At 58.4% G+C, this 23,662-nt stretch carries 26 protein-coding genes; 19 read left to right on the top strand and 7 right to left on the bottom strand.

Translation table 11 applies throughout. From position 1 onward, the window contains the following. The first annotated feature begins 40 nt into the window (after nt 1-40). The gene (budA, locus tag QP990_RS02020; protein WP_023020711.1) at nt 41-772 is read left to right on the top strand and encodes an acetolactate decarboxylase; all 732 of its coding nucleotides are present in this window, start codon (nt 41-43) and stop codon (nt 770-772) included. Here the strand turns inward: budA and QP990_RS02015 are convergent. Beyond that, nucleotides 750-1,190: a hypothetical protein gene (locus tag QP990_RS02015; RefSeq protein ID WP_023020710.1), complete on the bottom strand. Its 441-nt coding sequence runs from the start codon at nt 1,188-1,190 to the stop codon at nt 750-752. The genes budA and QP990_RS02015 overlap by 23 nt on opposite strands. A gap of 36 nt (nt 1,191-1,226) precedes the next feature. After that, nucleotides 1,227-2,111 (bottom strand): biotin--[acetyl-CoA-carboxylase] ligase, encoded by an 885-nt coding sequence (locus tag QP990_RS02010; RefSeq protein ID WP_023020709.1) that lies wholly within the window; start codon nt 2,109-2,111, stop codon nt 1,227-1,229. Nucleotides 2,112-2,155: 44 nt separating this feature from the next. Here QP990_RS02010 and QP990_RS02005 point away from each other — a divergent pair, with 44 nt between their 5' ends. The 5 genes from QP990_RS02005 (at nt 2,156) to QP990_RS01985 (ending at nt 8,180) form a co-directional block, all read left to right on the top strand. Next, nucleotides 2,156-3,148, top strand: coding sequence for an ABC transporter ATP-binding protein (locus QP990_RS02005; RefSeq protein WP_023020708.1), 993 nt, complete (start codon nt 2,156-2,158; stop codon nt 3,146-3,148). Nucleotides 3,149-3,309: 161 nt separating this feature from the next. After that, the gene (locus tag QP990_RS02000) at nt 3,310-4,560 is read left to right on the top strand and encodes an ABC transporter substrate-binding protein (RefSeq protein ID WP_023020707.1); all 1,251 of its coding nucleotides are present in this window, start codon (nt 3,310-3,312) and stop codon (nt 4,558-4,560) included. A gap of 122 nt (nt 4,561-4,682) precedes the next feature. Continuing rightward, nucleotides 4,683-5,687 carry a carbohydrate ABC transporter permease gene (locus QP990_RS01995; protein WP_023020706.1) on the top strand — a complete coding sequence of 335 codons (1,005 nt, stop codon included), beginning with the start codon at nt 4,683-4,685 and terminating at the stop codon, nt 5,685-5,687. Then, nucleotides 5,687-6,508: a carbohydrate ABC transporter permease gene (locus QP990_RS01990; RefSeq protein WP_023020705.1), complete on the top strand. Its 822-nt coding sequence runs from the start codon at nt 5,687-5,689 to the stop codon at nt 6,506-6,508. The genes QP990_RS01995 and QP990_RS01990 overlap by 1 nt, the downstream gene beginning before the upstream one ends. A gap of 181 nt (nt 6,509-6,689) precedes the next feature. Beyond that, the gene (locus tag QP990_RS01985) at nt 6,690-8,180 is read left to right on the top strand and encodes an alpha-amylase family protein (protein ID WP_023020703.1); all 1,491 of its coding nucleotides are present in this window, start codon (nt 6,690-6,692) and stop codon (nt 8,178-8,180) included. A 100-nt stretch (nt 8,181-8,280) separates the two neighbouring features. Here the strand turns inward: QP990_RS01985 and QP990_RS01980 are convergent, their stop codons facing one another. Genes QP990_RS01980 through QP990_RS01970 form a run of 3 tightly spaced genes read right to left on the bottom strand, consistent with a single transcriptional unit; the run spans nt 8,281 to nt 10,735 of the window. Then, nucleotides 8,281-8,859, bottom strand: a complete 579-nt coding sequence (locus QP990_RS01980; protein ID WP_023020702.1) for a hypothetical protein — start codon at nt 8,857-8,859, stop codon at nt 8,281-8,283. Nucleotides 8,860-8,861: 2 nt separating this feature from the next. Then, the gene (locus QP990_RS01975; RefSeq protein ID WP_023020701.1) at nt 8,862-9,434 is read right to left on the bottom strand and encodes a hypothetical protein; all 573 of its coding nucleotides are present in this window, start codon (nt 9,432-9,434) and stop codon (nt 8,862-8,864) included. 32 nt (nt 9,435-9,466) lie between these two features. Continuing rightward, nucleotides 9,467-10,735, bottom strand: coding sequence for a hypothetical protein (locus tag QP990_RS01970; RefSeq protein WP_023020700.1), 1,269 nt, complete (start codon nt 10,733-10,735; stop codon nt 9,467-9,469). 350 nt (nt 10,736-11,085) lie between these two features. On the opposite strand from QP990_RS01970, the gene QP990_RS01965 reads away from it, so the two are divergent. Genes QP990_RS01965 through QP990_RS01945 form a run of 5 tightly spaced genes read left to right on the top strand, consistent with a single transcriptional unit; the run spans nt 11,086 to nt 14,555 of the window. Then, on the top strand, nt 11,086-12,546 hold the full coding sequence (locus QP990_RS01965) for an acyl-CoA carboxylase subunit beta (RefSeq protein WP_023020699.1): 1,461 nt from the start codon (nt 11,086-11,088) through the stop codon (nt 12,544-12,546). A gap of 8 nt (nt 12,547-12,554) precedes the next feature. Continuing rightward, the gene (locus tag QP990_RS01960) at nt 12,555-12,764 is read left to right on the top strand and encodes an acyl-CoA carboxylase subunit epsilon (RefSeq protein WP_023020698.1); all 210 of its coding nucleotides are present in this window, start codon (nt 12,555-12,557) and stop codon (nt 12,762-12,764) included. After that, on the top strand, nt 12,764-13,351 hold the full coding sequence (locus tag QP990_RS01955) for a nucleoside triphosphate pyrophosphatase (protein ID WP_023020697.1): 588 nt from the start codon (nt 12,764-12,766) through the stop codon (nt 13,349-13,351). Before QP990_RS01960 ends, QP990_RS01955 begins: the two co-directional genes overlap by 1 nt. A 31-nt stretch (nt 13,352-13,382) precedes the next feature. After that, a complete protein-coding gene (locus QP990_RS01950) occupies nt 13,383-13,799 on the top strand; it encodes a DUF3151 domain-containing protein (protein ID WP_034655777.1) in 417 nt (138 codons plus the stop codon). Nucleotides 13,800-13,814: 15 nt separating this feature from the next. After that, the gene (locus QP990_RS01945) at nt 13,815-14,555 is read left to right on the top strand and encodes a hypothetical protein (protein ID WP_023020695.1); all 741 of its coding nucleotides are present in this window, start codon (nt 13,815-13,817) and stop codon (nt 14,553-14,555) included. Nucleotides 14,556-14,678: 123 nt separating this feature from the next. On the opposite strand, the gene QP990_RS01940 is transcribed toward QP990_RS01945, so the two are convergent. Continuing rightward, on the bottom strand, nt 14,679-15,602 hold the full coding sequence (locus QP990_RS01940; RefSeq protein WP_023020694.1) for a DUF4282 domain-containing protein: 924 nt from the start codon (nt 15,600-15,602) through the stop codon (nt 14,679-14,681). 84 nt (nt 15,603-15,686) lie between these two features. Then, a complete protein-coding gene (locus QP990_RS01935) occupies nt 15,687-16,748 on the bottom strand; it encodes a Cj0069 family protein (protein WP_023020693.1) in 1,062 nt (353 codons plus the stop codon). Between the two features lie 247 nt (nt 16,749-16,995). Between QP990_RS01935 and QP990_RS01930 the strand changes: the two genes are divergently transcribed. From QP990_RS01930 to QP990_RS01895, 8 genes are all read left to right on the top strand, one after another. Then, nucleotides 16,996-17,859 (top strand): sulfurtransferase, encoded by an 864-nt coding sequence (locus QP990_RS01930; protein ID WP_023020692.1) that lies wholly within the window; start codon nt 16,996-16,998, stop codon nt 17,857-17,859. Nucleotides 17,860-18,013: 154 nt separating this feature from the next. After that, nucleotides 18,014-19,777 (top strand): acetyl/propionyl/methylcrotonyl-CoA carboxylase subunit alpha, encoded by a 1,764-nt coding sequence (locus QP990_RS01925; RefSeq protein ID WP_023020691.1) that lies wholly within the window; start codon nt 18,014-18,016, stop codon nt 19,775-19,777. Between the two features lie 23 nt (nt 19,778-19,800). Next, nucleotides 19,801-20,244, top strand: coding sequence for a hypothetical protein (locus QP990_RS01920; protein ID WP_023020690.1), 444 nt, complete (start codon nt 19,801-19,803; stop codon nt 20,242-20,244). Nucleotides 20,245-20,287: 43 nt separating this feature from the next. Then, nucleotides 20,288-20,869 (top strand): ATP-binding cassette domain-containing protein, encoded by a 582-nt coding sequence (locus QP990_RS01915; protein WP_023020689.1) that lies wholly within the window; start codon nt 20,288-20,290, stop codon nt 20,867-20,869. Continuing rightward, complete coding sequence (locus QP990_RS01910) at nt 20,866-21,888, top strand: ABC transporter permease (RefSeq protein ID WP_284798170.1); 1,023 nt, start codon at nt 20,866-20,868, stop codon at nt 21,886-21,888. The genes QP990_RS01915 and QP990_RS01910 overlap by 4 nt, the downstream gene beginning before the upstream one ends. A 140-nt stretch (nt 21,889-22,028) precedes the next feature. Then, nucleotides 22,029-22,406 carry a GntR family transcriptional regulator gene (locus tag QP990_RS01905; RefSeq protein ID WP_023020687.1) on the top strand — a complete coding sequence of 126 codons (378 nt, stop codon included), beginning with the start codon at nt 22,029-22,031 and terminating at the stop codon, nt 22,404-22,406. A gap of 14 nt (nt 22,407-22,420) precedes the next feature. Next, nucleotides 22,421-22,825, top strand: a complete 405-nt coding sequence (locus tag QP990_RS01900) for a hypothetical protein (RefSeq protein ID WP_284798167.1) — start codon at nt 22,421-22,423, stop codon at nt 22,823-22,825. 2 nt (nt 22,826-22,827) lie between these two features. Then, on the top strand, nt 22,828-23,526 hold the full coding sequence (locus QP990_RS01895) for a DUF5808 domain-containing protein (protein WP_284798165.1): 699 nt from the start codon (nt 22,828-22,830) through the stop codon (nt 23,524-23,526). The last annotated feature ends 136 nt before the right edge of the window (nt 23,527-23,662 follow it).

The following is a 23,662-nucleotide window of genomic DNA, read 5'->3' as shown; positions in this document are numbered from 1 at the left end:
CTTTAAGTCACTCACGTCCCCCAATACTAGCCTGGATACTATGTTCACTCGTCATACCATCTTCCAAAATTCACTCATGACCGCTTTGCTTGATGGCATTTATGACGGCGAAATGACCATTTCAGAGCTGCTAGGTAAGGGAAACTTCGGCTTGGGCACCTTCGATGGCCTCGACGGTGAGATGATCATTTTGGACGGCACCTGCTACCAACTGCGGGGCGATGGTTCCGCACAGATTGCAGATTTGGATCAGCGCACCCCCTATGCGGTAGCCACCAATTTTGTTCCTCGCATTACTGCCGACGCCCCCGCGGGCCTGCGCCGCGATCAGCTCTCCGCCTTTATCGATAGGCTCGAGCCTTCCGCCAACTACATGTATGCGGTGCGCATCGTGGGCACTTTTAAGGAGGTCACCACCCGCACGGTGGTCAAGCAGGAAAAGCCCTACCCACCGATGTCAGAGGCCGTCGGCGGAGATAAAGAGCTGCACTTTCAGAACGTCGAAGGAGTCATCGGCGGCTTCCGCACCCCCGTTTATGAAAAAGGAATTTCGGTGCCAGGCTGTCACGTGCACTTTATCGACGCCGCCCGCACCTCCGGTGGGCACGTTTTGGACTACGTAGTAGATAAGGCAACGGTTGAGCTTTGCCCCGCCTCTGATTTAGAGCTGCGCCTGCCGCTGACGCAGGAATTTAGCCGCGCCAACCTCTCGCCGGAGGACCTAGATAGCCAGCTGCACACCACCGAGGTTAAAACCAAGGGCGATCATTAATAATCTCAGCCACGCGCTTGGGCTTAGCAACATTAGGGAAATACATGGCGCGGTCCCAACCATGGATGGCTAGAGACACTCCGCCGCGTCGTTTTCGAGCACCGCGAATATCCTGCAGCGGAATCGAATCGATAGTGCGCCCCTCGCGCGCGATGACGCGCCTATTGGTCACTATGAAGCGCTTGCGACGGGCCTTATAAAGCGGGATGACAAAGCGCCAGATTCCCAACAGCGCCCACACCGCGACCAGTCCATTGCGCAGCATCGGGTCTACTGCTTGGACATCGCACCAACCGATGGCAATCCACAGTAGACCGGTAATGAGGATGAGCTCGAGAAAAGGGAAAATCAATGCGCGAAAAGGCGCGGAGACATCTGCGCGCTTGATCTCGCCTTGGCCCATCTTCATTAATCCCATAGCTATGGATGCTACCTCCCGTGTCTCTTGTGCGGTCTACTGCTGTGGGCGCAGATGCGTGACATCGCCCGCGGAATAGTACTCACCAGCGACCATGATGCGGCCGTCCTCGCCGATTTCATCCACGTGCCCAATAACATCGCCGGATGGAGTTTCTAGGCGCACCTGTTGTCCCAGTGAGGAACACACCGCACGGTAATCGCGCAGGAGCTGCGGATCGTGGTTCTCCCACTGCACAATACGACGGCGCAGGTTCTTCAGCACGTTAATGGCGAGCTCGGTGCGGTCGGTATCGCGGCCTTCGAGCGCGAGCGAGGTGGCCTTTTCAATCGGCAGGTCCTCGCGGGTCAAGGTGACATTGATGCCCATTCCTACGACGACGCGCGCAGAGGGCGCGGCACCGCCTACGGCTTTATTGAGCTCCGCCTTATTGACTTCGGTTTTATTTACTTCCGCCTTGTTGACCTCAGCCTTATTAAGTTCAGCCTTGCCCACTTCCACCTTGGTGAGCTCGGTCTTTGGCGCGGCTTTGAAAGCCTGGCCCACGGGTCCAGCCTCAGCGAGGATGCCGCACAGCTTATTGCCGTCGATATGCACATCATTCGGCCACTTGAGCACGGTGCCCTCGATGGAATCGGTGACCGCCAAGCCCGCGGCCAGAGGTAGGGTGCCCAAGTGATCGAGGGATTCCGGCAGCAAAAGCACAGAGAAAATGACTTGCGAACCGGCCGGCGCGGTCCAGGAGCGGCCGAGGCGGCCCTTGCCGGAAAGTTGTTCGTCGGCAAGCAGCACGGTGCCATCCGCAACGTTGGTGGCCTGCATCAAGTCGGTATTGGTGGAGCCGGTCTTTTCCACGAAATCGATGGTGGTGAAATCATCGGCCAATGCGGTGCGAATGCGTTCCAAATCAAGTGCAGTCATAAGCTTTAAGGATACCGGCCATCAATGGTGCTAGTGTGTTGCGCATGGCAAAGGTCACTTTTGAAAAGGTCAATATCACCTACCCTGGCGCGAGCGCGCCCACGGTAAAGGACTTGGACCTCGAAATCGCGGACGGCGAGTTTCTGGTGCTCGTTGGTCCTTCGGGCTGCGGTAAATCCACGACGCTGCGCGCACTGGCGGGATTAGAGCCGACATCGAGCGGCCGCATCACCATTGATGGCAAGGACGTGACCAACTTAGAGCCAGGCGATCGCGATATCGCCATGGTCTTCCAGAATTATGCGCTTTACCCACACCTTACAGTAGAACAAAACATGGGCTTTGCTTTGAAGCTGGCAAAGTTGCCCAAGGCCGACATCAAGTCCAAGGTACACGCAGCTGCGGAGACACTCGGTCTGACCGATTACCTCAAGCGCAAGCCCAAGGACCTTTCCGGTGGCCAGCGCCAGCGCGTGGCCATGGGCCGCGCCATTGTGCGCGAGCCGAAGGCCTTCCTCATGGATGAGCCACTATCCAACCTGGATGCCAAGCTGCGCGTTCAGACCCGCGCCGAGTTGGCCAGCCTGCAGCAGCGACTGGGTACGACGACGGTATACGTCACCCACGACCAGGTAGAGGCGATGACCATGGGTGACCGTGTGGCGGTGCTCAAGGACGGCGAGCTGCAGCAAGTTGCCCCGCCGCGCGAGCTTTATGACGCCCCCGCAAACGAATTCGTCGCCGGTTTCATCGGATCGCCAGCCATGAATATCTTTGACTACAACGGCGGCCGCGTAGGTGTACGCCCAGAAAAGATGTTTATCAACAAGGGTCCAGTGGGTTTTCAGGGTGTGGTGGACATTGTGGAAGAGCTGGGCGCCGAGTCCTACGTCTACGTCACCGTGGGCGAAAACCGCTTTGTTGCTCGCGCCGAAGGTACCCCACCACAGCGCGGCGAAGATGTAGTACTGACATTCAACCCGCGCGAAGCACTCCGCTTTGACCCAGAAACGGGGCGCCGTATCTCACAGGATTAGCCCCACGGCGGACACTGGGCCACAGTGCCGCAGGTACGTAGTCCAACCTCCCGCCGCCCCTTTACTACCCCCATTTAGAGTTAAATAGGTCAAAATTATCCACCTTTCGATTTCCGTATTTTAGGTTTAAAGAACCGAAAGTTTTCCGAAAGGTGAATTCCATGAAGAGATTCCTGCTTCGCACCACCGTTGCGACTACTGCAGTTCTGGCCCTGGCCGGCTGCTCTTCGTCCTCCTCCGATTCCGCTGCGGGCGGTTCCTCCGAAGGCGGGGCGGATGCGCACGGCCCCATCACTTTTGCCATGGGCAAAAATGACACGGACAAGGTGACCCCCATCATCGAAAAGTGGAACGAGCAGCACCCAGACGAGAAGGTCACGCTCAAGGAGCTGGCCGGCGAGGCTGACGCCCAGCGCGAGACCCTCGTGCAGTCCCTGCAGGCGGGCAGCGATGACTACGATGTCATGGCGCTGGACGTCGTGTGGACCGCGGAGTTCGCTGCCAACCAGTGGCTCCAGCCGCTCAATGGTGATTTTGAAACCAATACGGATGAGCTACTGCCGGCCACCGTAGAGTCCGCCACCTATAACGACGTCCTCTACGCGCTGCCGCAAAACACCAATGGTCAGCTGCTTTTCCGCAATACCAAGCTCGCGGATAAGGCTCCCGAGAAGTTCGCAGATCTCAAATCTGCATGTAAGGCGCTGGAAGACGGCAAGAACTGTCTGACCACCCAGCTCAAGCAGTATGAAGGCCTTGCGCTCAATACCGCTGACTTCATGGAAGGCTGGGGCGGCTCTGTCTTGGATAAGGACGGCAATGTCACCGTGGATTCCAAGGAAGCCAAAGACGGCCTGCAGGCCATGGTGGATGCGTACAAGGAGGAGACCATCTCCAAGGACTCCACCGCCGCCACCGAGGAAGAAACCAATATGGCCTTCACCGAAGGCAAGACCGCCTTCGCCGTGAACTGGCCATATATGTACTCCAATGCGGTTGATGCCGGCGTCGACGTCGAGGTCCAGGCCCCACTGGGCAAGGACGGCGTAGGCGTTTCCACGCTGGGTGGCTACAACAACGGTATCAATATCAACTCCAAGAATAAGGGCACTGCGCTCGACTTTATGAAGTTCATCATCAACGAAGACAACCAGAAGTCCTTCGCGGAGCAGTCCTTCCCACCGGTCTTGGCCTCCATCTACGATGACCCGCAGCTACAGCAGGAGTTCCCATACCTGCCGGCGCTCAAGGAGTCCTTGGAGAACGCGGCACCGCGCCCGGTTTCCCCGTTCTACTCGGCGATTTCTAAGGCCATCCAGGACAATGCCTACGCTGCATTGACGGATGACAAGTCGGTCGATGATGCCACCGCCGATATGAAGGCGGCCATCGAATCGGCTTCCCAGGGTTAAATTCCCAATCCGGGTGAGGTAGGCGGGCATACCGCCGCCTCACCCTTTGTGGTTTTCACTCCCCTATTGGGGATAGAATCTAGCCAATAGACAGCATTTCTTTAACAGAAAGGCGGACCAGCGTGGCTATAGCTTCGCCGACTGCGTCCAAGGGGACGCCGAAAGGGGCGTCGGCAAGAGCGCCGAAACCCCAGCGCAAAAATTACGGGCGCGTGGCCGGGCTGATTGCTCCGGCGCTCATCGTGCTCGCCGTCATCATCGGCTACCCCATCATCCGCGCCATCTTCCTGTCCTTCCAAGGCAATAGGCACCTCAACCCGCAGACGGGGCTTTTTGAGGAAGGCGGTTTTGCCGGACTGGAAAATTACCTGTACTGGATCAATAACCGATGCGTTTCCGGTACCGGCCAGATTTCCACCTGCCCACCGGGGGTTATCGCCACAGATTTCTGGCCCGCAGTCAAGATTACGCTCTTTTTCACCGTCGTTACCGTGCTGCTGGAGACCATCCTGGGTATGCTGATGGCTCTCATCATGAATGGTGAGTACCGCGGCCGCGGCCTCGTGCGTGCGGCGGTACTTATCCCCTGGGCCATTCCAACGGCCGTCACGGCCAAGCTATGGCAGTTCATGTTTGCCCCGGATGGCATCGTCAACTCGCTGCTTGGAGCACAGATCGCCTGGACCACGGACCCGTTCTACGCCCGCCTGGCCGTCATCATCGCGGATGTGTGGAAGACCGCCCCGTTTATGGCACTGCTTATCCTGGCGGGCCTGCAGATGATTCCTAAGGACGTCTACGACGCCGCCCGCGTGGACGGCGCCAATCGTATCCAGACGTTCTTCCGGATCACCCTCCCGCTGGTGCGCCCGGCGCTCATGGTGGCCGTACTCTTCCGCACCCTGGACGCACTGCGCATGTATGACCTGCCGGTCATCATGATTTCTAGCTCCTCCAACTCCCCTACCGCGACCATCTCGCAGCTGGTGGTGGAGGATATGCGCCAAGGCAACTTCAATTCCGCCTCCGCGCTCTCCACCCTCATTTTCCTTCTTATCTTCGTCGTCGCCTTTATCCTCATTCGCTTCCTTGGTGCGGATGTCTCCGGCAGGAAGGCAGCTAAATAATGCGTAAATTCGGACACTTCGCCGGCATCATTTTCATCATGTTCTGGGGCCTCGCTCCCTTCTACTGGATGCTGGTAACCGCGCTGCGAGATCAGCGATTCACCTTTGATACAACGCCATGGCCTACCCATGTCACGCTGGATAATTTCCGCGATGCCTTGGCTACCGATAAGGGAAATGACTTCCTTGCCGCGCTCGGTAACTCGCTTCTCATCTCACTGATTACCACCGCGGTGGCCGTGCTCATCGGTGTCTTTACCGCCTATGCGCTCTCCCGTTATGACTTTCCTGGCAAGGGAATCGTGACCGGCATTATTCTGGCCGCCTCCATGTTCCCGGCCATTGCCTTGGTCACCCCGCTCTTCCAGCTCTTTGGCAACCTGGAGTGGATTGGTACCTACCGCGCAATGATCATCCCCAATATTTCCTTTGCGCTTCCTCTCACGGTCTATACGCTGCTGAGCTTCTTCCGCCAACTTCCCTGGGAACTGGAAGAAGCAGCCCGGGTAGATGGAGCCTCGCGTTCTCAAGCTTTCCGTTTGGTGCTATTGCCACTGGCGGCGCCAGCGCTGTTTACCACCGCGATCATCGCCTTTATCACCACGTGGAATGAGTTCATGCTGGCCAAGCAGCTCTCCACCACCGATACTGAGCCGGTGACCGTGGCCATTGCACGCTTCTCCGGCCCCTCGGCCTTTGAGTACCCCTATGCCGCGACCATGGCCGCTGGCGCGCTGGTTACCATCCCACTGGTCATCATGGTGCTCATCTTCCAGCACCGCATCGTCGCTGGCCTGACCGCAGGTGGTGTCAAGGCCTAATGCGCAGGGCCATGCTGTGGGATACCGCGCTGGGCTTCCTTGGTTTCTTCAGCATCCTCGCGGTTATTCAGGCCATCATCAACCTCTTTCACGACTCCCCCGCCATCTGGCCCGGTCTCGTGGCCGGAGTACTGTGCCTTCTTACCTACCTAACCTGGCGGGCCAAAAGAAAGGACCTTTCATGAGCTGGTACCACAATGCAGTCTTCTACCAGGCCCTCGTCGGCTCGTTTAAGGCCGATGGTGATAAGGAGGTAGGAACGCTGCGCGGGATCATCGATAAGCTGGACTACCTTCAATGGCTCGGCGTGGACTGCCTGTGGCTTTCGCCGTTTTATGCCAGCCCCTTGCGCGATGATGGCTACGATATTGCGGACTACTACTCCATCCACCCAGATTATGGCACGATGGAGGATTTTGAAGAGCTCATTGCGGAGCTGCACCGCCGCGGCATGCGCATTATGACGGACTTGGCGCTCAACCACACCAGCTCCGATCACCCATGGTTCCAGGCCTCCCGCACGGATCCCACAGGCCCCTATGGCGATTTCTACGTCTGGGGCGATGACACGGAGCGCTACCCCGAAATCCGCGTCATTTTCACTGACGTGGAGACTTCCAACTGGACTTGGGATGACAAGCGCGGCCAGTACTACTTCCACCGCTTTTATTCCCACCAGCCGGATTTGAACTACGATAACCCGGCCGTGCAGGAGGAAGTATTCAAAATTTTGTCTTTCTGGATGGACAAGGGCTTGGACGGTCTGCGCCTCGATGCTATTGCTTATCTCTTTGAACGCGATGGTATAGGCGGCGAATCCTTGCCGGAGACCATCGAGTTTGTGGAAAAGATTCGCTCCTTCATGGACGCGCACTACCCGGATGCCGTGCTCATCGCGGAGGCCAACCAGCCGCCGGCCGAAACCATGCAATTCTACGGCCAGGGCGAGCGCTTCCACATGGTCTTCAACTTCCCGGTCATGCCGCGGTTGTATCAGGCTTTGGCGCTTGGCGACGCCACCCCGGTCTACTCCATCCTCGACGAACTGCCTTCCCTACCGGAAGGCTGCCAGTGGGGTACCTTCCTGCGCAACCACGATGAGCTCACCTTGGAAATGGTGGACGATACCGTGCGAGATCTGATGTACCAGGAGTACCTGCCAGAAGACAGTATGCGCGCGCACGTGGGTATTGCCCGCAGGCTTATGCCACTGATGAACGGCGACCGCCGCAAGGTGGAGCTGATGTTCTCCCTATTGATGACCCTGCCGGGCGCACCGTTTATCTACTACGGCGATGAGATTGGCATGCTCGATGACACGACACTCCCAGACCGCTATGCGGTGCGCACCCCCATGCAGTGGGACGATTCCGAACACGCCGGTTTCAGCATCAATGCGCCATCCCGGCTGCCGGTTGTAGGCGGAACGTCTGTGGCCGCCCAGATTGAAGACGCCGCCTCGTTGCTCAATACTGTGCGCTCCATGATCGCCGAGCGCCATGCCCACTCTGATCTCGGTACCGCGCCGTGTGAGCCGGTTGAGACCGGCGAAGAGGCCGTCCTTGGTTACCAACGCGGCGATCTGCTGTGCCTGCACAATTTCAGCGATCGCTCCATCGATCTCGGACCGGTGGAGCTTGGCCCTTATGGCTACGCTTGGCTACCTGCCTAACCCCTGTCCTCTCGACTCAAGCTTCCGAAAGCGCCTAGCCGAAAGAAAAGCGCCTCGCCAGTCCTTTCAGATTGGCGAGGCGCTTCCTTAATGGGGTGGATTAGTTCCACTCAGGGGCGTCTTCCAAGCGCAGCTCAGAGTAGCGCGCTTCTGGCACGGAGGCCGAGTACGGCTTGCCCTGGGCTTCCCACTGCTGGTCAGAGTTGCAACGAACGTCCTGACCGTCAGTATCGAGCATGGTAAAGCCCCACACCAGCTTGCCCTGCGAATTCGCTGGCAGGGTGTACGGACCAACCACCTGGTTTAGCTTCCAGTGCTGCTCACTGACGTAGTTGAAGCCATAGGTCTTGGTCAACACCTTGGCCAGATCACCGGTACCCTCAACGGAGCCGGAGACCTCGATGGTCTGGGTGCGGGCCTTGGTGACGGTGTGCTTGACCGGCACTTCTTCGTCGTTGCGGTTGGCCACGCTGGTGGCATCAGTCTGTTTGAACCAGCGGCGCTTTGCGGTGACGTAGGTGCCGTTTTCACCCGGTGTCGAGCAATGCGTGCCCGGCTTATAATCGTCGTTCCAGCGCTGGGGCAGCTCGAAGTCCCCACCGAAATCAGCGGCGTGGGCAACAGGAGCGGCCACCAGGCTCAGCGCCGCAAGGGCGCTGGCGATGGACGTCTTGCTCATGTTTAGCCCCAATCGTTGTTATCGCGAGTGGAAACCTCGACGTGGCGTTCCTTCGGCAGAGAAGCCGTGAAGGTGCCGCCATTAGCCTGCCACTTGTGGTCGGAGCCACACACGGTCTTCTGACCTTCGAAATCAGAAACAAGCCAACCGGCGCGCAGCACGGCAGTCTTGCCCGGAGCAATGTCGTACGGACCAACCTGTTCGCCTACCTCGTAGGACTGGCTATCGGTGTAGCTGGAAGAGAAGGTGAAATTAATGAGATCCAACAGCTTGAAATCGACGCCAGCAGACACGTTCCAAGTCTTTGTCTTGGTCTCCTTGATTGAACGGGTGACAGGCAATGGCTCATCGTTGTAGTTGGACACAGTCCAGGAACCGGCGGAGCCATCAAAATAGGTGCGCTTGATCTTTACGGTCTGGCCGGTGTCACCTGGGTTGGAGCAGCGCTCGCCGATGGTGGTCGGGTTAGCTGGGCTTAGGTCGCGCTGTGGTAGGGCGTTAGCGGCCGGAGCGAAGATCAGGCCGGAGGCAACGGCGAGAGCCGCGGTGGTAGAAGCAATCTTGGACTTGAACATGGAACTTTCTCCTTGTGTAGGTGTGGTGGGGTTTAGTAGATGGTCTGGGTCGGAACCGGCAGGTCGCGGAATTCGTCCGGAGTGACGTCCTCAGTACGGGTATTGCCGGCCTTATCGGTGATCTTGGCCTCTGCCCAGAACCCACTCGGGGCGGAGGTCTGCTTGTAGTTAGAGGTGAGGTCGTAGTTTCCGCTCTTGCCGCAGTGAATCTCGCGGTAGTTGATGCGGGTCATGGTGGTGCCATACTCCACGCGCACGCGCTCGCCTGGCTTGAGGTCAACGTGCTTGAGCTCGGTGCCGACCGGCATGTAGGCGCGCTTTACGGCACCGACGGACTCAAGCCAGCCCTTCGGAATATCGCCGCGGTTGCCCTGCCAGTTGGTGTACGGGGCGTGCTCGGCGCCAACAACGAAGTCAGTCACCGGGGCGAATTCATAATCGCCCTTAGACCAGTTGAGGAAGTCGGTGGAGTAGCCGGCCTTGCGGTAGGTCGGCTTTACAGCGGTGATGTCCAGCGGGTACCAGGAGGTATCGCCAGCTTCACACTTATCGCCTTCCTTTGGCCAGGATGGATCGCGCTGCAGTTCCGCGGCCGGCTGCATGATCTCATCCTTTTTAGGATCGGCAATCTTTTCTAGGCTCGGGCCGGATACGGAGGTGTAGTTACCCTCGATCGGCTTGGAGTTTGCCCCCGGAGAGCGGGAAGGAATTTCCATGGCCAGATCGGACACGGAGCCATCTGCCTTAATGATGTAGGCAAAGGCGTAACGCTCGGCCGGGCCCTTACCGCGGATGACGTTGGCACCCGGGATGTTTTCCAGGCGGTCATCATTGCAGCCCACGAACATGGAGATGAAGTCCTTTTCGATGACCCCGTACTCGACGCGGAAGGACTCACCCGGCTTCAGCTTCACTGGGCCGAAAGTTTCTTTATCGCGCCAACCATTGGTCATCTTCAGACCAATATCGGACTTGGCGGTGGTGTCCCAACCAGAAGGCAGCTTGGCCTTAGAATTGGCATCAATCTCGTGATTGGTACCGGTTTCTACCTCGGCGGTGTAGGGCACTTCTTGATTGGTGGTGTTTTTGAACTGCAGGGTGCCATCGCTCATGTAGCGGCGGCCGGTTTCTGCAAAGCGCCATTCGCGCTCGACATTGTCGCCAGCGGCACTGCAGCTCTTATAGAGGTTGGAAATGGGATATGCCTGCGGCATCGGGGGAATATCTCCCGCGTGCGCCACTGGCGTGAAGAGAGTCGCTACGGCGAGCGGTGCGAGCAAGCGCAGTCCCTTTTTAATCACCAGAAGACCGTCCTTAATAGATCGTTAAAAAACAGGGGAAACATTCATGAAGACTCAGATAATAATAAGGGATTACAAGACTCACATCAATAGTTGAATGAAAACTTTTCTAATCTTTTTACCTCCCTTGAGGTGCAACAATTAGCGCTCACCTGCCCAGCGCCCTAAAATGTTTACACTGGTCACCACCCCCACAATAGGGTAAGCGAGCGGGGTGCCATTCAAGGAATTCCCAGGTTTAATGCTTAGTCCACGGTGCGGTGGCAAGTACCACATAAACGATTTTCACTCCTCGCTCTTGCTGCCTTTCATTCCGCATTGACCGGGGTGCGCTAGTAGTGTGGGGGCCTATGACTGACCTGAAAACCACCGCCGGCAAGATCGAGGACCTGGACGCCAAGCTTGCCGAGTCCCGCGCACCGCTGGGAGAAGGCGAGCCGGCCGCCCGCACCCGCGTGACGCAGCTGCTCGATGAGGGCTCCTTTGTGGAAACGGACGCACTGGCCCGCCACCGTTCCACCGACTTCGGCCGCGAGCATGACCGCCCCTATACAGATGGCGTGGTTACCGGCTACGGCACCATCGATGGCCGCCGCGTATGCGTCTTTAGCCAGGACGGAGAAATCTTCGATGGAACGATGGGTGAGGTTTATGCCGAAAAGCTCACCAAGATTTATGACCTCGCCATCAAGACCGGTGTTCCCGTTATCGGCATTTATGAATCCACCGGCCCGCGTGTACAAGAAGGCATCGTCACCATGGCTGGATACGCCCGCCTCATGGCGCGTGTCTCCCAAGCCTCGGGCCTCATTCCGCAGATCTCCGTTATCGCGGGCAATACCAGCGGCATTGCGGCGTTCGCGCCGACGTTTGCTGATGTGCTCATAGTCACCCAAGGCACCGCCCTCCACCAGGCTGCCAGCCACGTGGCCGGCGCGGAGCCAGAGACCTTTGGCGGCGCCGCAGCCCACGCAGAGTCCGGCACCGCTCACCTGGTGGCCAGCGACGACAAGCAGGCTTTGTCCCTCGTGCGCGACGTTTTGGCTTACTTCCCCGCCAATAACCGCGCAGAGGCGCCGCGTGTGGATGCCGGTAGCGTCGCGGACTTTGATCTCAATAGCGTCATCCCGGATACCGCCGCGCAGGCCTATGACATAAACGATGTCATTAAGGCTGTAGTCGATGAGGGGTCATTCTTCGAACTCTCTGCAGAAGCGGCCCAAAATATCGTCACTGGCTTTGCCTACATCGATGGCCGCACCGTCGGCATCGTTGCCAACCAGCCGCTAGCATTGGCCGGTGCACTGGATTCCGCCGCCGCAGAAAAAGCCGCGCGCTTCGTGCGCACGTGCGATGCCTTCAATACTCCCATCGTGGAATTCGTGGACTCCCCAGGCTTTGTGCCTACCCCGGAAGAGGAAAAGGCAGGCCTGCTTCGTAGGGCGTCGAAGTTTGCCTATGCGCAGGCCGAAGCGAGCGTCGGCAAGCTCACTGTAATTACCCGCAAGGCTATTGGCCCGGCCTACGTATTTATGGGTGCAAAAGACCTGGGGGCGGACCTGGTCTACGCGTGGCCCACCGCAGAAATTGCCGTCACCCAAGCCTCCCAGGCTTCCCTGGCCATCTATGGCTCTGAGGAAAAGGAAGAAGAGATGGACGAGCTCTTCTTGCACCCGTATGCCGCTGCGGAGCGCGGGCTGGCCGATAATGTCATCGAGCCTTCCGCCACCCGCCACTACCTGGTGGAAGGCCTGCGTCTGCTAGAGCGCAAGGCCGTGGCGCAGGTACCCAAGAAGCACGGAACTGTTTAGGAGGCGAGATGTCTACGCCTGAAATCAAGGTAGTAAAGGGCAATCCCACTGAAGACGAGCTCGCGGCCCTGCGCACGGTGTTGGCGCAGATGAGTGCAAAGCACTCGGGTGCTACCGGCGAGCGCAATGAATGGGGCAACCCGGCTGAGCGCTTCGAGCGCTTTGGGTCGCAGCGCATTTATAATCCCTCCGCTTTCCATACAGTGCGGTACTTCTAATGCGGCTCATCCTCGCCTCCCAATCGCCCTCGCGTGCGTCCATCTTGCGCGGCGCGGGCGTAGAACCTGTCTTGGAACCGGCCGACATTGATGAACGCTCCCTTGAAGCCTCGCTCGCCGGCCGCCCACCGGCCGATATCGTGGCGGCCCTAGCGACAGCCAAGGCCGAAAAGGTGGCCGAGCGCTACCCCACCGAGCCCGTCATCGGCGGCGATTCTATGCTGTTGCTCGGCGGCGAGTTACAAGGCAAACCGCACACCGAGGAAGCCACCATCGAACGCTGGCACCAGCAAGCCGGCCGCACGGCCGAGCTGCTTACCGGCCACTGCCTCCTCTTTGGCGATAGGCGCCATGTGGAAACATCTACCACCACGGTTCACTTTGCCCACGCCAGCGAAGCCGATATCGCAGCGTATGCCCGATCCGGTGAGCCACTCCAGTGCGCCGGTGCTTTTACTTTGGAGGCAATGGGCGGCTGGTTCATTGACCGCATCGAAGGCGATCCTTCCTCCGTTATTGGGCTTTCCCTGCCGGTGGTGCGCCGCGCGCTGTATTCATTTGACCTTAACGTCTCCGATTTCTGGTAGCTGCGCGCCGGCGTCGCTACAGTGGGGTGGCATGGAAATGAAAGACATGCTTGCCCCGAAACCCATTGAGCTGCCAGCCGATCCCGGTGCGGACTCCACCTCGGATCTCGCCGCCGGCATCGTTGCCCATCCGGATTCTCCGCTGCTGTGGGCCTTGCTTGCTGAGCAAGAGCTTAAGCAGCAGGAGGGCGCTGAGCCAGCCGCTTTCATCACCGCCTACGCCTACGCGCGCACGGGCTACCACCGTAGCCTGGACCGCCTGCGCGGGAATGGGTGGAAGGGCTGGGGCCCGGTCCCCTTCTCCCACGAACCGAACCAGGGCGTGCTGCGCGCCATCGCCGCCCTCGGCCATGCCGCTAAGGCCATCGGCGAGGACGATGAGTACGACCGCATTCGCCAAATGCTTTCCGACGCCGACCCGGACAGCGTCGCCACCCTCCTCGACTAGAGTTGGAGAGCCGCCATGCCTGCCGTGCCTCCTCGCCGCTTACGGCGATTCTCTGCCGCCCTACTACTTGCCACCTCCCTGCCACTAGCGCTTAGCGCCTGCAGTTCCCAAGAAGATTCTTCTTCCTCCGAACAGCCAGTCTTTTCCAGCCAAGCACCGGCCGAGACTGAAGCATCCGCAGGAGACGAGGCCGCTGCTACTAAGGCGTCATCCCCGTCAGACTCAACCGACAAAGGTGAAAAGGCCACCACGCAGCAACAGGAAAAAGGCAAAGACCGCACATGCACAGAACTGCCCAACGACCCGCGCACGGTCTATGCCTCTGGCACCGCACCTGGGCGCATGCCCGCTGACGATGGCAGCGATTTCAACTACTGGATCGCCGATATCGACAACTCCTACGACCCCTGCGCCACGATCAGCTGGATCATTTTCCGCGGCTCAATGGGCGATGTGGAGGGCCCAACAGGCACCGGTGCCTCGATTGCTGATGGGCTAGCCCTCTATGTCAACGGCGCCCCGGCCAAGGACATGTCCGTCTTCGACAGGGTAGAAAGCGTCACCCCAGTCTCCGACAACCAAGTCGATTTCACCTGGGGAGAGCGCAGTCGCTCCACCGCGGAGGGCATTACCGCGCACCACACCGTGCGCCTACAGGCACAAGGCGACACCGTTGAACCAATTTCTGGTGAAGTCGAGGAATTCAACAAGATGTGGGTTGATCTTCCCAGTTACCAGCTCGGAACCTACGACTAGCCTTTAGCCAGCCCGCAAAAGGCCTAGGACTCTACGCCAAACGCCCCAGCGCAATCTGCTGGGGCGTTCCTCATTTCTCGCATTGCCACTCGCTTTGTTCAGCGAGCCACTCATCACAAAAGATTAGTCCATTTTGTCGAGGATATCGCCGGTGTTTTGGGCGATCCTCACGTTTGCCACCATGGCTTCTAGAAACAGCCTGATAGCCACCATAAAAGCGTAGAAGATGATGGTGCTCAGGACCGCTAGGAAGATGAAAGCAAAAATGCTTCCGAAGATGGCGGACGCGGAGTCCTCCTGGATGCCATAAATGCCCATGCCGGTAGCGAATAAGAAGGCACCGAGAAGGTGCAGAATCCACATGATTCCACCAAGAATCATGGCGACCTTATAGATCTCCTTCACGTGGGTGATGGTCAAGAAGTGCTTGAACTCGAATTCAAAAAGTCCGCCCAAGAGCCCATCCTTTTTGGCCAAGCCCTTGAGAGCACCGCTCATGCGACTGTTCTTATTACCCAGATCTTGGCCAGAATCGGCAGGAGCAGCGCTAACCGAAGGGAACTCTCCGATTCCTTGGCCCGTGCTCTGCTGTTGAGCGTAACCGCCAAAAGCCGGTTGCTCGTTCGTGGACTGGACGGAACCGAATTGGTTGCCGTTCGCAGCAGCGTCCGTTGATGCCGAATCCGTGAATGGGTTATGCGCACGGGAGGCAGCGCCCTGACCTGCGGCGGAGGACTGCATGGCCCAGAAATCGGAGTTGCCGGTACTTGGAGATGCCGCAGAAGCAGTCGAACTGTCCTCCTCGGCTGGCTTCTGAGAGGAAAGATCCCGCGAGTTTCCAGAATCACCAAACTTATCAGTGTGACCAAATGACTTCGTTTCATTTACATCGAAAGAGCCAAACTCCTTGGTCTCATTCACCTCGGCAGCGCTGGCTCCCTCAGCGTTTTTCGCAACATCCCCAGCGCGGTGGTGCGGAGTTTCGGAAAAATCGCGCGGGGAAAAATCCTTCGGGAAACCGTCGGAATTGAAGTCATTATCAGCCATTATGCGGTCCTCAAAATGTTTTAGGGATGGTAGGAAAATGCCCCACGGTCTCCCGTGGGGCTACTTGGCAGGATACAGCGTGCGCTAGGCGTTCGCGTCCTGCACGCGACGAATCGCCTCGGCGGCAACCTTTTCTTGGATTCCCATGTCCAGCTCGGAAGTGAAGCCAACGCAGGAGCAGTTGATCTCGCCGAGGACGTAGGTGTCGGTGCCATCGGGGGCGTCATCAAGCATGAAGTCCGCAGTCCAAATCAGCGGAACATCCTTGGTATCGCCGAGCTTCTCTGCGATAACGGGGCGCGCCTTATCAAACATCTCCAGCAGTTCCGGCCACGATTCCGGCTTATCGTAGGTGTACTTGGCACCGGAGAAGAGCGTAGCGGAGAAGTTATCGCCGCCCTCCGCCGGCTTCTTGTGCACGATAAATACCGGCTCATTGCCCACGAGCAGGATGCGGATTTCGCCCTCTACAATGCGCGGCATAAAGCGCATATCCACCAGCATACCGTTATCGCCCACAATGTACTGGTCACAGAAGTCCATGAAAGCGCCCAGCTTGTAGTCATGGGTCTGGTTATCCACTGCCTCAGTGCACTTCAAAGCGGTATCGAGCGGAAGTGCGGTCCCCGGTTCAACGGACTGGGCAAGATCCTGGTCCGCGAGGCGCACGCGCCAGATGCCTTCACCCGTGGAACCGCGGTTTTGCTTGAGCACGCGCTCGCCATAGGACAAGGAGGTGGGGAAGGTATTATGCAGCTCTTCCACCTCGTAGTACGCCGCAGTATCGTCCGGCACTAGCGGGGTGTCATTGAGCTTGACCAGTGCGTCCTTGGCGCCATAGGCCATCATGTCCGCCGGAGTGGACATACCTACCAGGCCGGCATCTGCCAGCTTGCTCAGCAATTCGAAGTAGCCCTTCTCACCGCCGGGGATATTGCCGGGGTTGACGCGGGAGATATAGGCATCAAAGTTTTCAGAAACCTGAGTGTAGATCTCTTCAGACTTGTCCGGATGGAAGTAGATTACCTCTGCCTCCCAGCCTTGTTCCTTGATCGCATTGACGATTGGCATGGTGTCCTTGCGGTGGCCATCTGCGCCTTTATCCGAGCCGCCTTCTACCTCAAATACAACAATTGCCTTGTGCACTTGCAGTTCCCTTCATAGGTGGTGTTCATAGCACGTTGTCGCACCATATCCCGAGTTTATCCCAGCTCTTCTTCCTCCGCGCGCCCAACTGCCCCCTCCCTTTAACCCCGCCGGCCGGCAGCCCCAATCACCGGTTAAAACCTGTATCTCAGGCCACAGGAATAATGCCCGAGTGATCATCACGGGAAAAATCGGGTTAAAGTGGTGGGAGCGAATTATTAACCCTTATAGGAAAGGCAGGCGGACAGTGGCTGACGTTGATCCCTATCCCCCATTCCAGGAATACGCACATCCCGAACGCCTCGTGTCTGCACCGTGGCTGTCCGCACGCCTAGGCATCAAAGGCCTGCGCGTTATTGAGGTGGATGAAGACTCGCTCCTCTATGACATTGGCCATATCCCCACTGCCACCCGCATTAACTTCCGCACGGAACTACTTAGCCCACTTACCCGTGATTTCATCGACGGAGAAGAATTCACTTCCCTAATGCGAGAGAAGGGCATTAACGCCGACGATACGATTGTTCTTTACGGCGACAAGTCCAATTGGTGGGCTGCCTACGCCCTGTGGGTATTTACCCTCTTCGGGCACAAGGACGTTCGCCTGCTCGATGGCGGCCGCAATGCGTGGATGGCCGAGGAACGCGATACCTCTTTCATGGTTCCAGACTTCCCAGCATCCGAATATCCCGAAGTAAGCCGCGATGACTCTATGCTGCGCGCCTTCGTAGATCAGGTGCGCGAGACCGAAGGCACGCTCGTAGACACCCGCAGCCCAGAAGAGTTTGCGGGCGAGGCCACCGAACACGATCCCAATGGCGATTCCGCCTACGGCACCACCATGCGCCACGGCCATATCCCTAGCGCGATCAACCTCGAGTGGGATCGTTCCACCTACCCCAACTCCTGCTTCCGCTCGGCCGAAGAGCTTCAGGTCAATTACGGAATGTTGGAGCCTGAATCTGCCACAATCCTCTATTCCCACGTAGGCGCCCAAGCCGCGCATACGTGGTTTGTGCTCACGCATCTTTTGGGATTCACAAAGGCGCAGGTCTACGATGGTTCGTGGTCTGAGTGGGGCAATATGGTGAAAATGCCGATTGAGCGTTAGTTTTTCGGTTTAGCCGTATAAGCCCATGTCCACACTGGATGTGGGTTTATTTTTGTTCAAAAATGTCCCCCTTGCGTGCGTGAAAATTAACTCATGCTTTTGTGTGCAAGAATAGATTGCGTATTCAACCTAATGTGTTCAGGAGGTTGCTGCCGTGGCAGTAGAAACCAAAAAGATCTCAAAGGTTCTCGTAGCGAACCGCGGTGAGATCGCCGTTCGCGTGATCCGCGCGGCCCGCGACGCTGGCATTGCTTCCGTCGCCGTCTACGCCGAGCCAGACGCCCAGGCACCCTTTGCCTCGCTTGCCGACGAAGCCTTTGCACTCGGGGGCACCACTTCTGCCGAGTCCTACCTCGTCTTTGACAAGATTCTGGAGGCCGCAGAAAAATCCGGCGCGGATGCCATCCACCCGGGCTACGGTTTCCTATCCGAAAACGCCGACTTTGCTCAGGCCGTCATTGATGCCGGATTGACCTGGATTGGCCCCTCTCCTGAGTCCATCCGCAACTTGGGCGATAAGGTCACCGCGCGGCACATCGCCGAGCGCGCCGAAGCCCCTATGGCCCCGGGTACTAAGGATCCGGTGGCTGGCGCCGATGAGGTGCAGTCCTTCGCCATGGAATACGGCCTTCCCGTTGCCATCAAGGCTGCCTTTGGCGGCGGCGGCCGCGGCATGAAGGTGGCCTACTCCGCAGAGGAAATCCCCGAGCTCTTTGAATCCGCTACCCGTGAGGCAACCTCCGCCTTCGGCCGCGGCGAGTGCTTCGTAGAGCGCTACCTGGATCGGGCCCGCCACGTCGAGGCCCAGGTGCTGGCAGATAAGCACGGAAACGTAGTGGTCGTCGGCACGCGCGATTGCTCCCTGCAGCGCCGCTTCCAAAAGCTAGTCGAGGAAGCCCCCGCGCCTTTCCTTACCGATGAGCAACGCACCTCCATCCACGAGTCTGCCAAGCGCATCTGCCGCGAGGCCGGCTACTACGGCGCCGGCACCGTTGAGTACCTGGTGGGCGCCGATGGCCTCATTTCCTTCCTGGAGGTCAATACTCGCCTGCAGGTGGAGCACCCCGTATCCGAGGAAACTACCGGCCTCGATCTCGTGCGCGAGCAGTTCCGTATCGCTGAGGGCCACGAGCTCTCCCTGCAGGAAGACCCCACCCCGCGCGGCCATGCCTTCGAGTTCCGCATCAACGGTGAGGATGCCGCCGCAAACTTCATGCCAGCCCCCGGCACCATCGTGAAGTACTCCGAACCAGCTGGTCCGGGCGTGCGCGTAGATTCCGGCGTCGTCCAGGGGTCCGTCATTGGTGGACAGTTCGATTCCATGCTGGCCAAGCTCATCGTCTGGGGGCCAGACCGCGAGACCGCACTGCGTCGCTCCGCCCGCGCCCTATCCGAGTACACGGTTGAGGGCCTGCCCACCGTTATCCCGTTTGACCAGGCTATCGTTGCTGACCCAGCTTTCACTGCAGTAGATGGCAACTTCGGCGTCTACACCAAGTGGATCGAAGAGGAAGGGGATAACCAGCTTCCCGCCCACGATGATTCCACTGATGCCGAAGCCGCCGAGGCAGAACCTTCCCAGGTACACACCGTGGAGATCGACGGCCGACGTATCGAGGTAGCCCTCCCCGCGTCCTTCAGTGCCAACGGCACCCCACGTAAAAAGAAAAAGCGCAAGGGTTCCGGCGCCAAGGCCGCCGTTTCCGGCGATGCGGTTACCTCCCCAATGCAGGGCACGGTCATCAAGGTCAATGTGGAAGAGGGCCAGGAGGTCGCCGAAGGTGAGGTCCTCCTCGTTCTCGAGGCCATGAAGATGGAAAATCCCGTCAAGGCGCATAAGGCCGGCACCGTTACCGGTCTGGCAGTAGAAGCAGGCGCTTCTACCACCAAGGGCAGCGTGCTGCTGGAAATCAAGTAGCCTACCCCGCTAGCCTTGGAAGAATGACTGCTTCTTCCCTCGGCGTACGCTTGGCCAAGGAAGAGGATCGTGATTATCTCGCGGTCCTCTTCCCTTCTTATATCTCTGAGTGGTCCCCCATCGTGGACGGCGGTGTCCTCGCCTTGCCCATGTCCGCGAACGAGGATCCCACCACTGCTCCCCGCGGCGCCGCGCTTTTGCGCTACTACCCCGCCGCTGACAAAGGCCCAGCTTTCTTGGGCGATCCCTTAGCCCACCCGCTTGACGACGCCGCCTGGCTCACCCCCTTCGATCCCGAGGAAATCCCCGAGCTCGTCGTCGCCACCGACGATCCAGCCGCCCGCACCCTGCTCATTAGCAACGCCATCGACCTCGCGGCCGAGCAGACCGCTCCTGGTATCTCGTCGGCCACGCCCCTACCTGGTTTCGAGGAGCTTGCCCCAGGTAAATTCTTCCGCCGCTTTTAGCCCCCCCCCAGGGTCCAGCCGCCTGTCTGCTAACCTGGCAACAATGTTGACAATAGATGCAGACTACGGACATTCCGCCGCCTTGGGGCACCTAAATCGCAGCTTTGATGTCGGTCGCGTATACGGCCTGAAAGGCCCGAATGGTGCGGGTAAATCTACGCTGCTGCAGACGTTGAGCGGCGAGATTGCCCCACTAAATGGCACCGTTTTCATCGACGGTGCCGCGCCCGGTAGCGCTGCGGCGGCCGGTTCCGTCATCTCCGTCGGGGACCCAGTCTTTCTCCCCGACCTCACCGTGGGTGAGCACTTTAGTGTGCTATCCCGCCGGACCGGCGTGGACTTTACCGAGATCCATGAGCTCTGGGCCCTCGACCAAGCCATCCTGAATTCTGCGGTCAGCGATCTTTCCTCGGGCCAGCGCCAGCGCGTCTACCTCGCAGCCCAGCTCTATCAGCCGGCCAAAGCCCTGCTTATCGACGAGCCCGAACGCCACCTCGACCACACCTGGATCGACTTTTTGGCCGAGGAGCTACGCCACCTCGCAGCCGATGGCCGCTGTGTTGTACTTGCTTCCCATTCTCCAGCCATCTTCGATGCCTGCGACGAGGTGGTGGAGATTTCATGAAACTTCTCTCCACAGCCTCCTCAGCCATCTATTACACTTTCATCGCGGCACTTATCGCGAGCGTCAGCGTCTACGCCTGGCACAATGCTGCAGCGCTTCTGCCCTCGCTAACACAGCGCACGGCCGCTGCTCTGCCCGCAACCGCGACCATTGGCGCCGGGCTCGGCTCGATCGCCCTCATCGTTCTCCTCGAGGCGCTCTATCCGCTGCGCAGCCTTTCGCTCGGGCGTTGGGTCTATGCGGATAGGCCGCGGGGGCGCATGGGAGGCGTCGATAAGCTGTCTATTGCGCAACTCGCCGGCATAAGCCTCCTTGGCCTCGCCCTGTGCACGTCACTGCATCTTCCACTCTATGCGGCGATAACCCTACCCCTGCTGCGGTTTGTCATCGGCTGGCGGTCCTTCGATCTCGCCTCGCTCCTTCACGCGGGCCGTACCCGTGCCATCGGCTCGTCCTCCTTTGGGCTACTGGATTCTGAGGTTTCTGCCGATGCCATCGCCTCCCAATCCGCGCGCCTGCGCCCGCGCTCGCGTGCCACGGCTTCGCTCAGTCTCCTTTTTGCTTGGCGCCTGTATCGCCGGTGGTACATCCCCCTCGGTGCGGTCGCCGTCATGGGGCTGACCCTAGCGCTTGCCCCACAACTCGGCAGCTTGGCGCTCATAGGATTCGCTGCCGCATGGTCAATTGTCGGCGCCGCCACCGGCCGCGCTGCATCCTTTGGCCGCATCACCGACGGCACCTGGCCCGACTGGGGGCTACCCTTGGCTGCTTCCGCAGGTGCCGCAGTTCTTGGCACCACCTTCATCGCCTTGGTGTGGAAGCTGTCTTTGATCACGCTCGCAGCGTGTTGTTTAGGGCTTACCTACGCCGCCTTTAAACGTTCCCGCCCCACACGTGTGACCACCATGAATATCATCGATACCGGCGGCTTCGGCGCCTCCTTCTCTCCCGAGGTCTTCGGTTACTTCATGCGCGGGAGCTACGGTATTGCTGCCATCGCAGTAGCCCTTTTCCTCTAGTCTCCTCGCCTCAACGCCCCAGGTATATCACTGCTTTAAGTCACACATACCTGGGGTTTCTTTGTGATCTTATTTTGTATTACACTAAGCAATACAGATTGTGTTACTGTAAGTGATACAAAAGAGATTGGAGGTGACACATGTTTATTAACCTCAACCCCGAATCTGACGTCCCCGTATTTCAACAAATTCACGATGAAATCGTCGTGGCTATCGCTCGCGGACAACTTTCCGATGGCGACAAGCTAGATCCCGTCCGCCGCGTTGCCAAGGATATAGGCATTAACCCCGCCACCGTGAAGAAGGCCTACGACCTCTTGGTTTCCGATGGCCTCGTAGAAACCGCTGGCCGCTCCGGCTCCATCGTCCGGCCTGGTGCTCGCACCACCGCGCAAGAAAAACAACTGGAAGAGCAATTAAGCCGCATAGTCGCACTAGCCCGCGCACAGGGCTTTAGCCCAGATGAGCTACACGCTCGACTCAGCTCCACCCTTAATGACCTGGAAGTATCGTCATGATTTTCACACTTTTAATGGCCGCCACCACCCTTGCTATCACTTGGATTATGGCCCAAACGCCCTCCCTGGCCTCACCTGGCACACCGCTCGGCGTCCGCGTACCCAAGGCTTATCTTTCCGATCCTGCCGTTACCTCCGCCCTTGCCGGATTCAAGGTACGAACGTGGACCTGTGGCATTGCGGCGACGGTCCTGTCCCTCTTTGCCTGGAAACTACCGCTATTAGCCGCCGTACCTTCCCTCGTGGTAGCGCTCGGTGGCATGTGGGCTTATCTATCCCAGCGCCGCCGCATCATCGCCGCTAAAAAGCGGGCGGCTGGTTCGACGAGGTGGAAACCACCATCGCTGCCCGTGTTTCCCACAAATCCATTGGCACGCCCAACTTCGACGGCTTCCCTACGCCGACTTTTCCATGGGTAACCATGCTCTCTTCCCTGTTGTGCATCGCGGCCGGTGTAATCATCGTCGCTTCCCACTGGTCCGATATTCCTGCCCCCGTTCCAGTGCACTGGAATTCTTCCATGGAGGCAGATAATTGGAGCGAAAAGAATATCGGCAGCGTATTTTTTACCTCATTCACCGCCTTAGGAATGCTCTTTCTTTTCGCCGTCATCTGCTCTTTTATCGCACATAGTGAGGTATCCCCACGTTCAGAACGCAGCATTAAAGCGCGACTGCGCAACGAAGCAAACCTCGCCTTCACGAACACCGGAATGGGAGTTCTCACCCTGCTCGTGTGTGCCGGCATGACCTTCCTACAAGTAACCGGCCCTGTACCGCAATTTCAACGGTTCACCGGCGCCGCCGTTATCACGATGTTGGTTCTTACCGTCGGTGGCAGCATCGGACTGGTTGCGTTTCTTCTCTACAAGCAATCTCAATTGTCTGAGCAACTGCGTGGAATCCGCTTTCCCGATGAAGACAATGAATCGCCGGACAATGACCACCTCTATAAATGGGGTGTGATGTATTACAACCCGGATGATCCGGCGGTACTGGTAGACAAGCGCTTCGGTACGGGAATGTCCTTCAATTATGCCCGGTGGCAGGCCAAAGTCTTTCTCAGCCTCGTAGCACTCATCTTGGTTGGTTCTTTAGCATTGCCCGCTATCTTAGACTAAGACAAGCCTCCGATATCATCGCGAATCAACGATTTCGTCCATCTAAACCAACGGTTTCGTCGACGGTTTTGGTCATTTGGACGGGCGAAATCGTTGATTTTCACCACAGCTAGACACCAAAGCGCCCCGCTGCCTC

The sequence above is a fragment of the Corynebacterium sp. MSK071 genome (genome assembly GCF_030232125.1).
Lineage (GTDB): Bacteria > Actinomycetota > Actinomycetes > Mycobacteriales > Mycobacteriaceae > Corynebacterium > Corynebacterium kefirresidentii.
The sequence above is the reverse complement of the archived record's forward strand: the minus strand, read 5'-3'. Positions and strand labels throughout refer to the sequence as shown.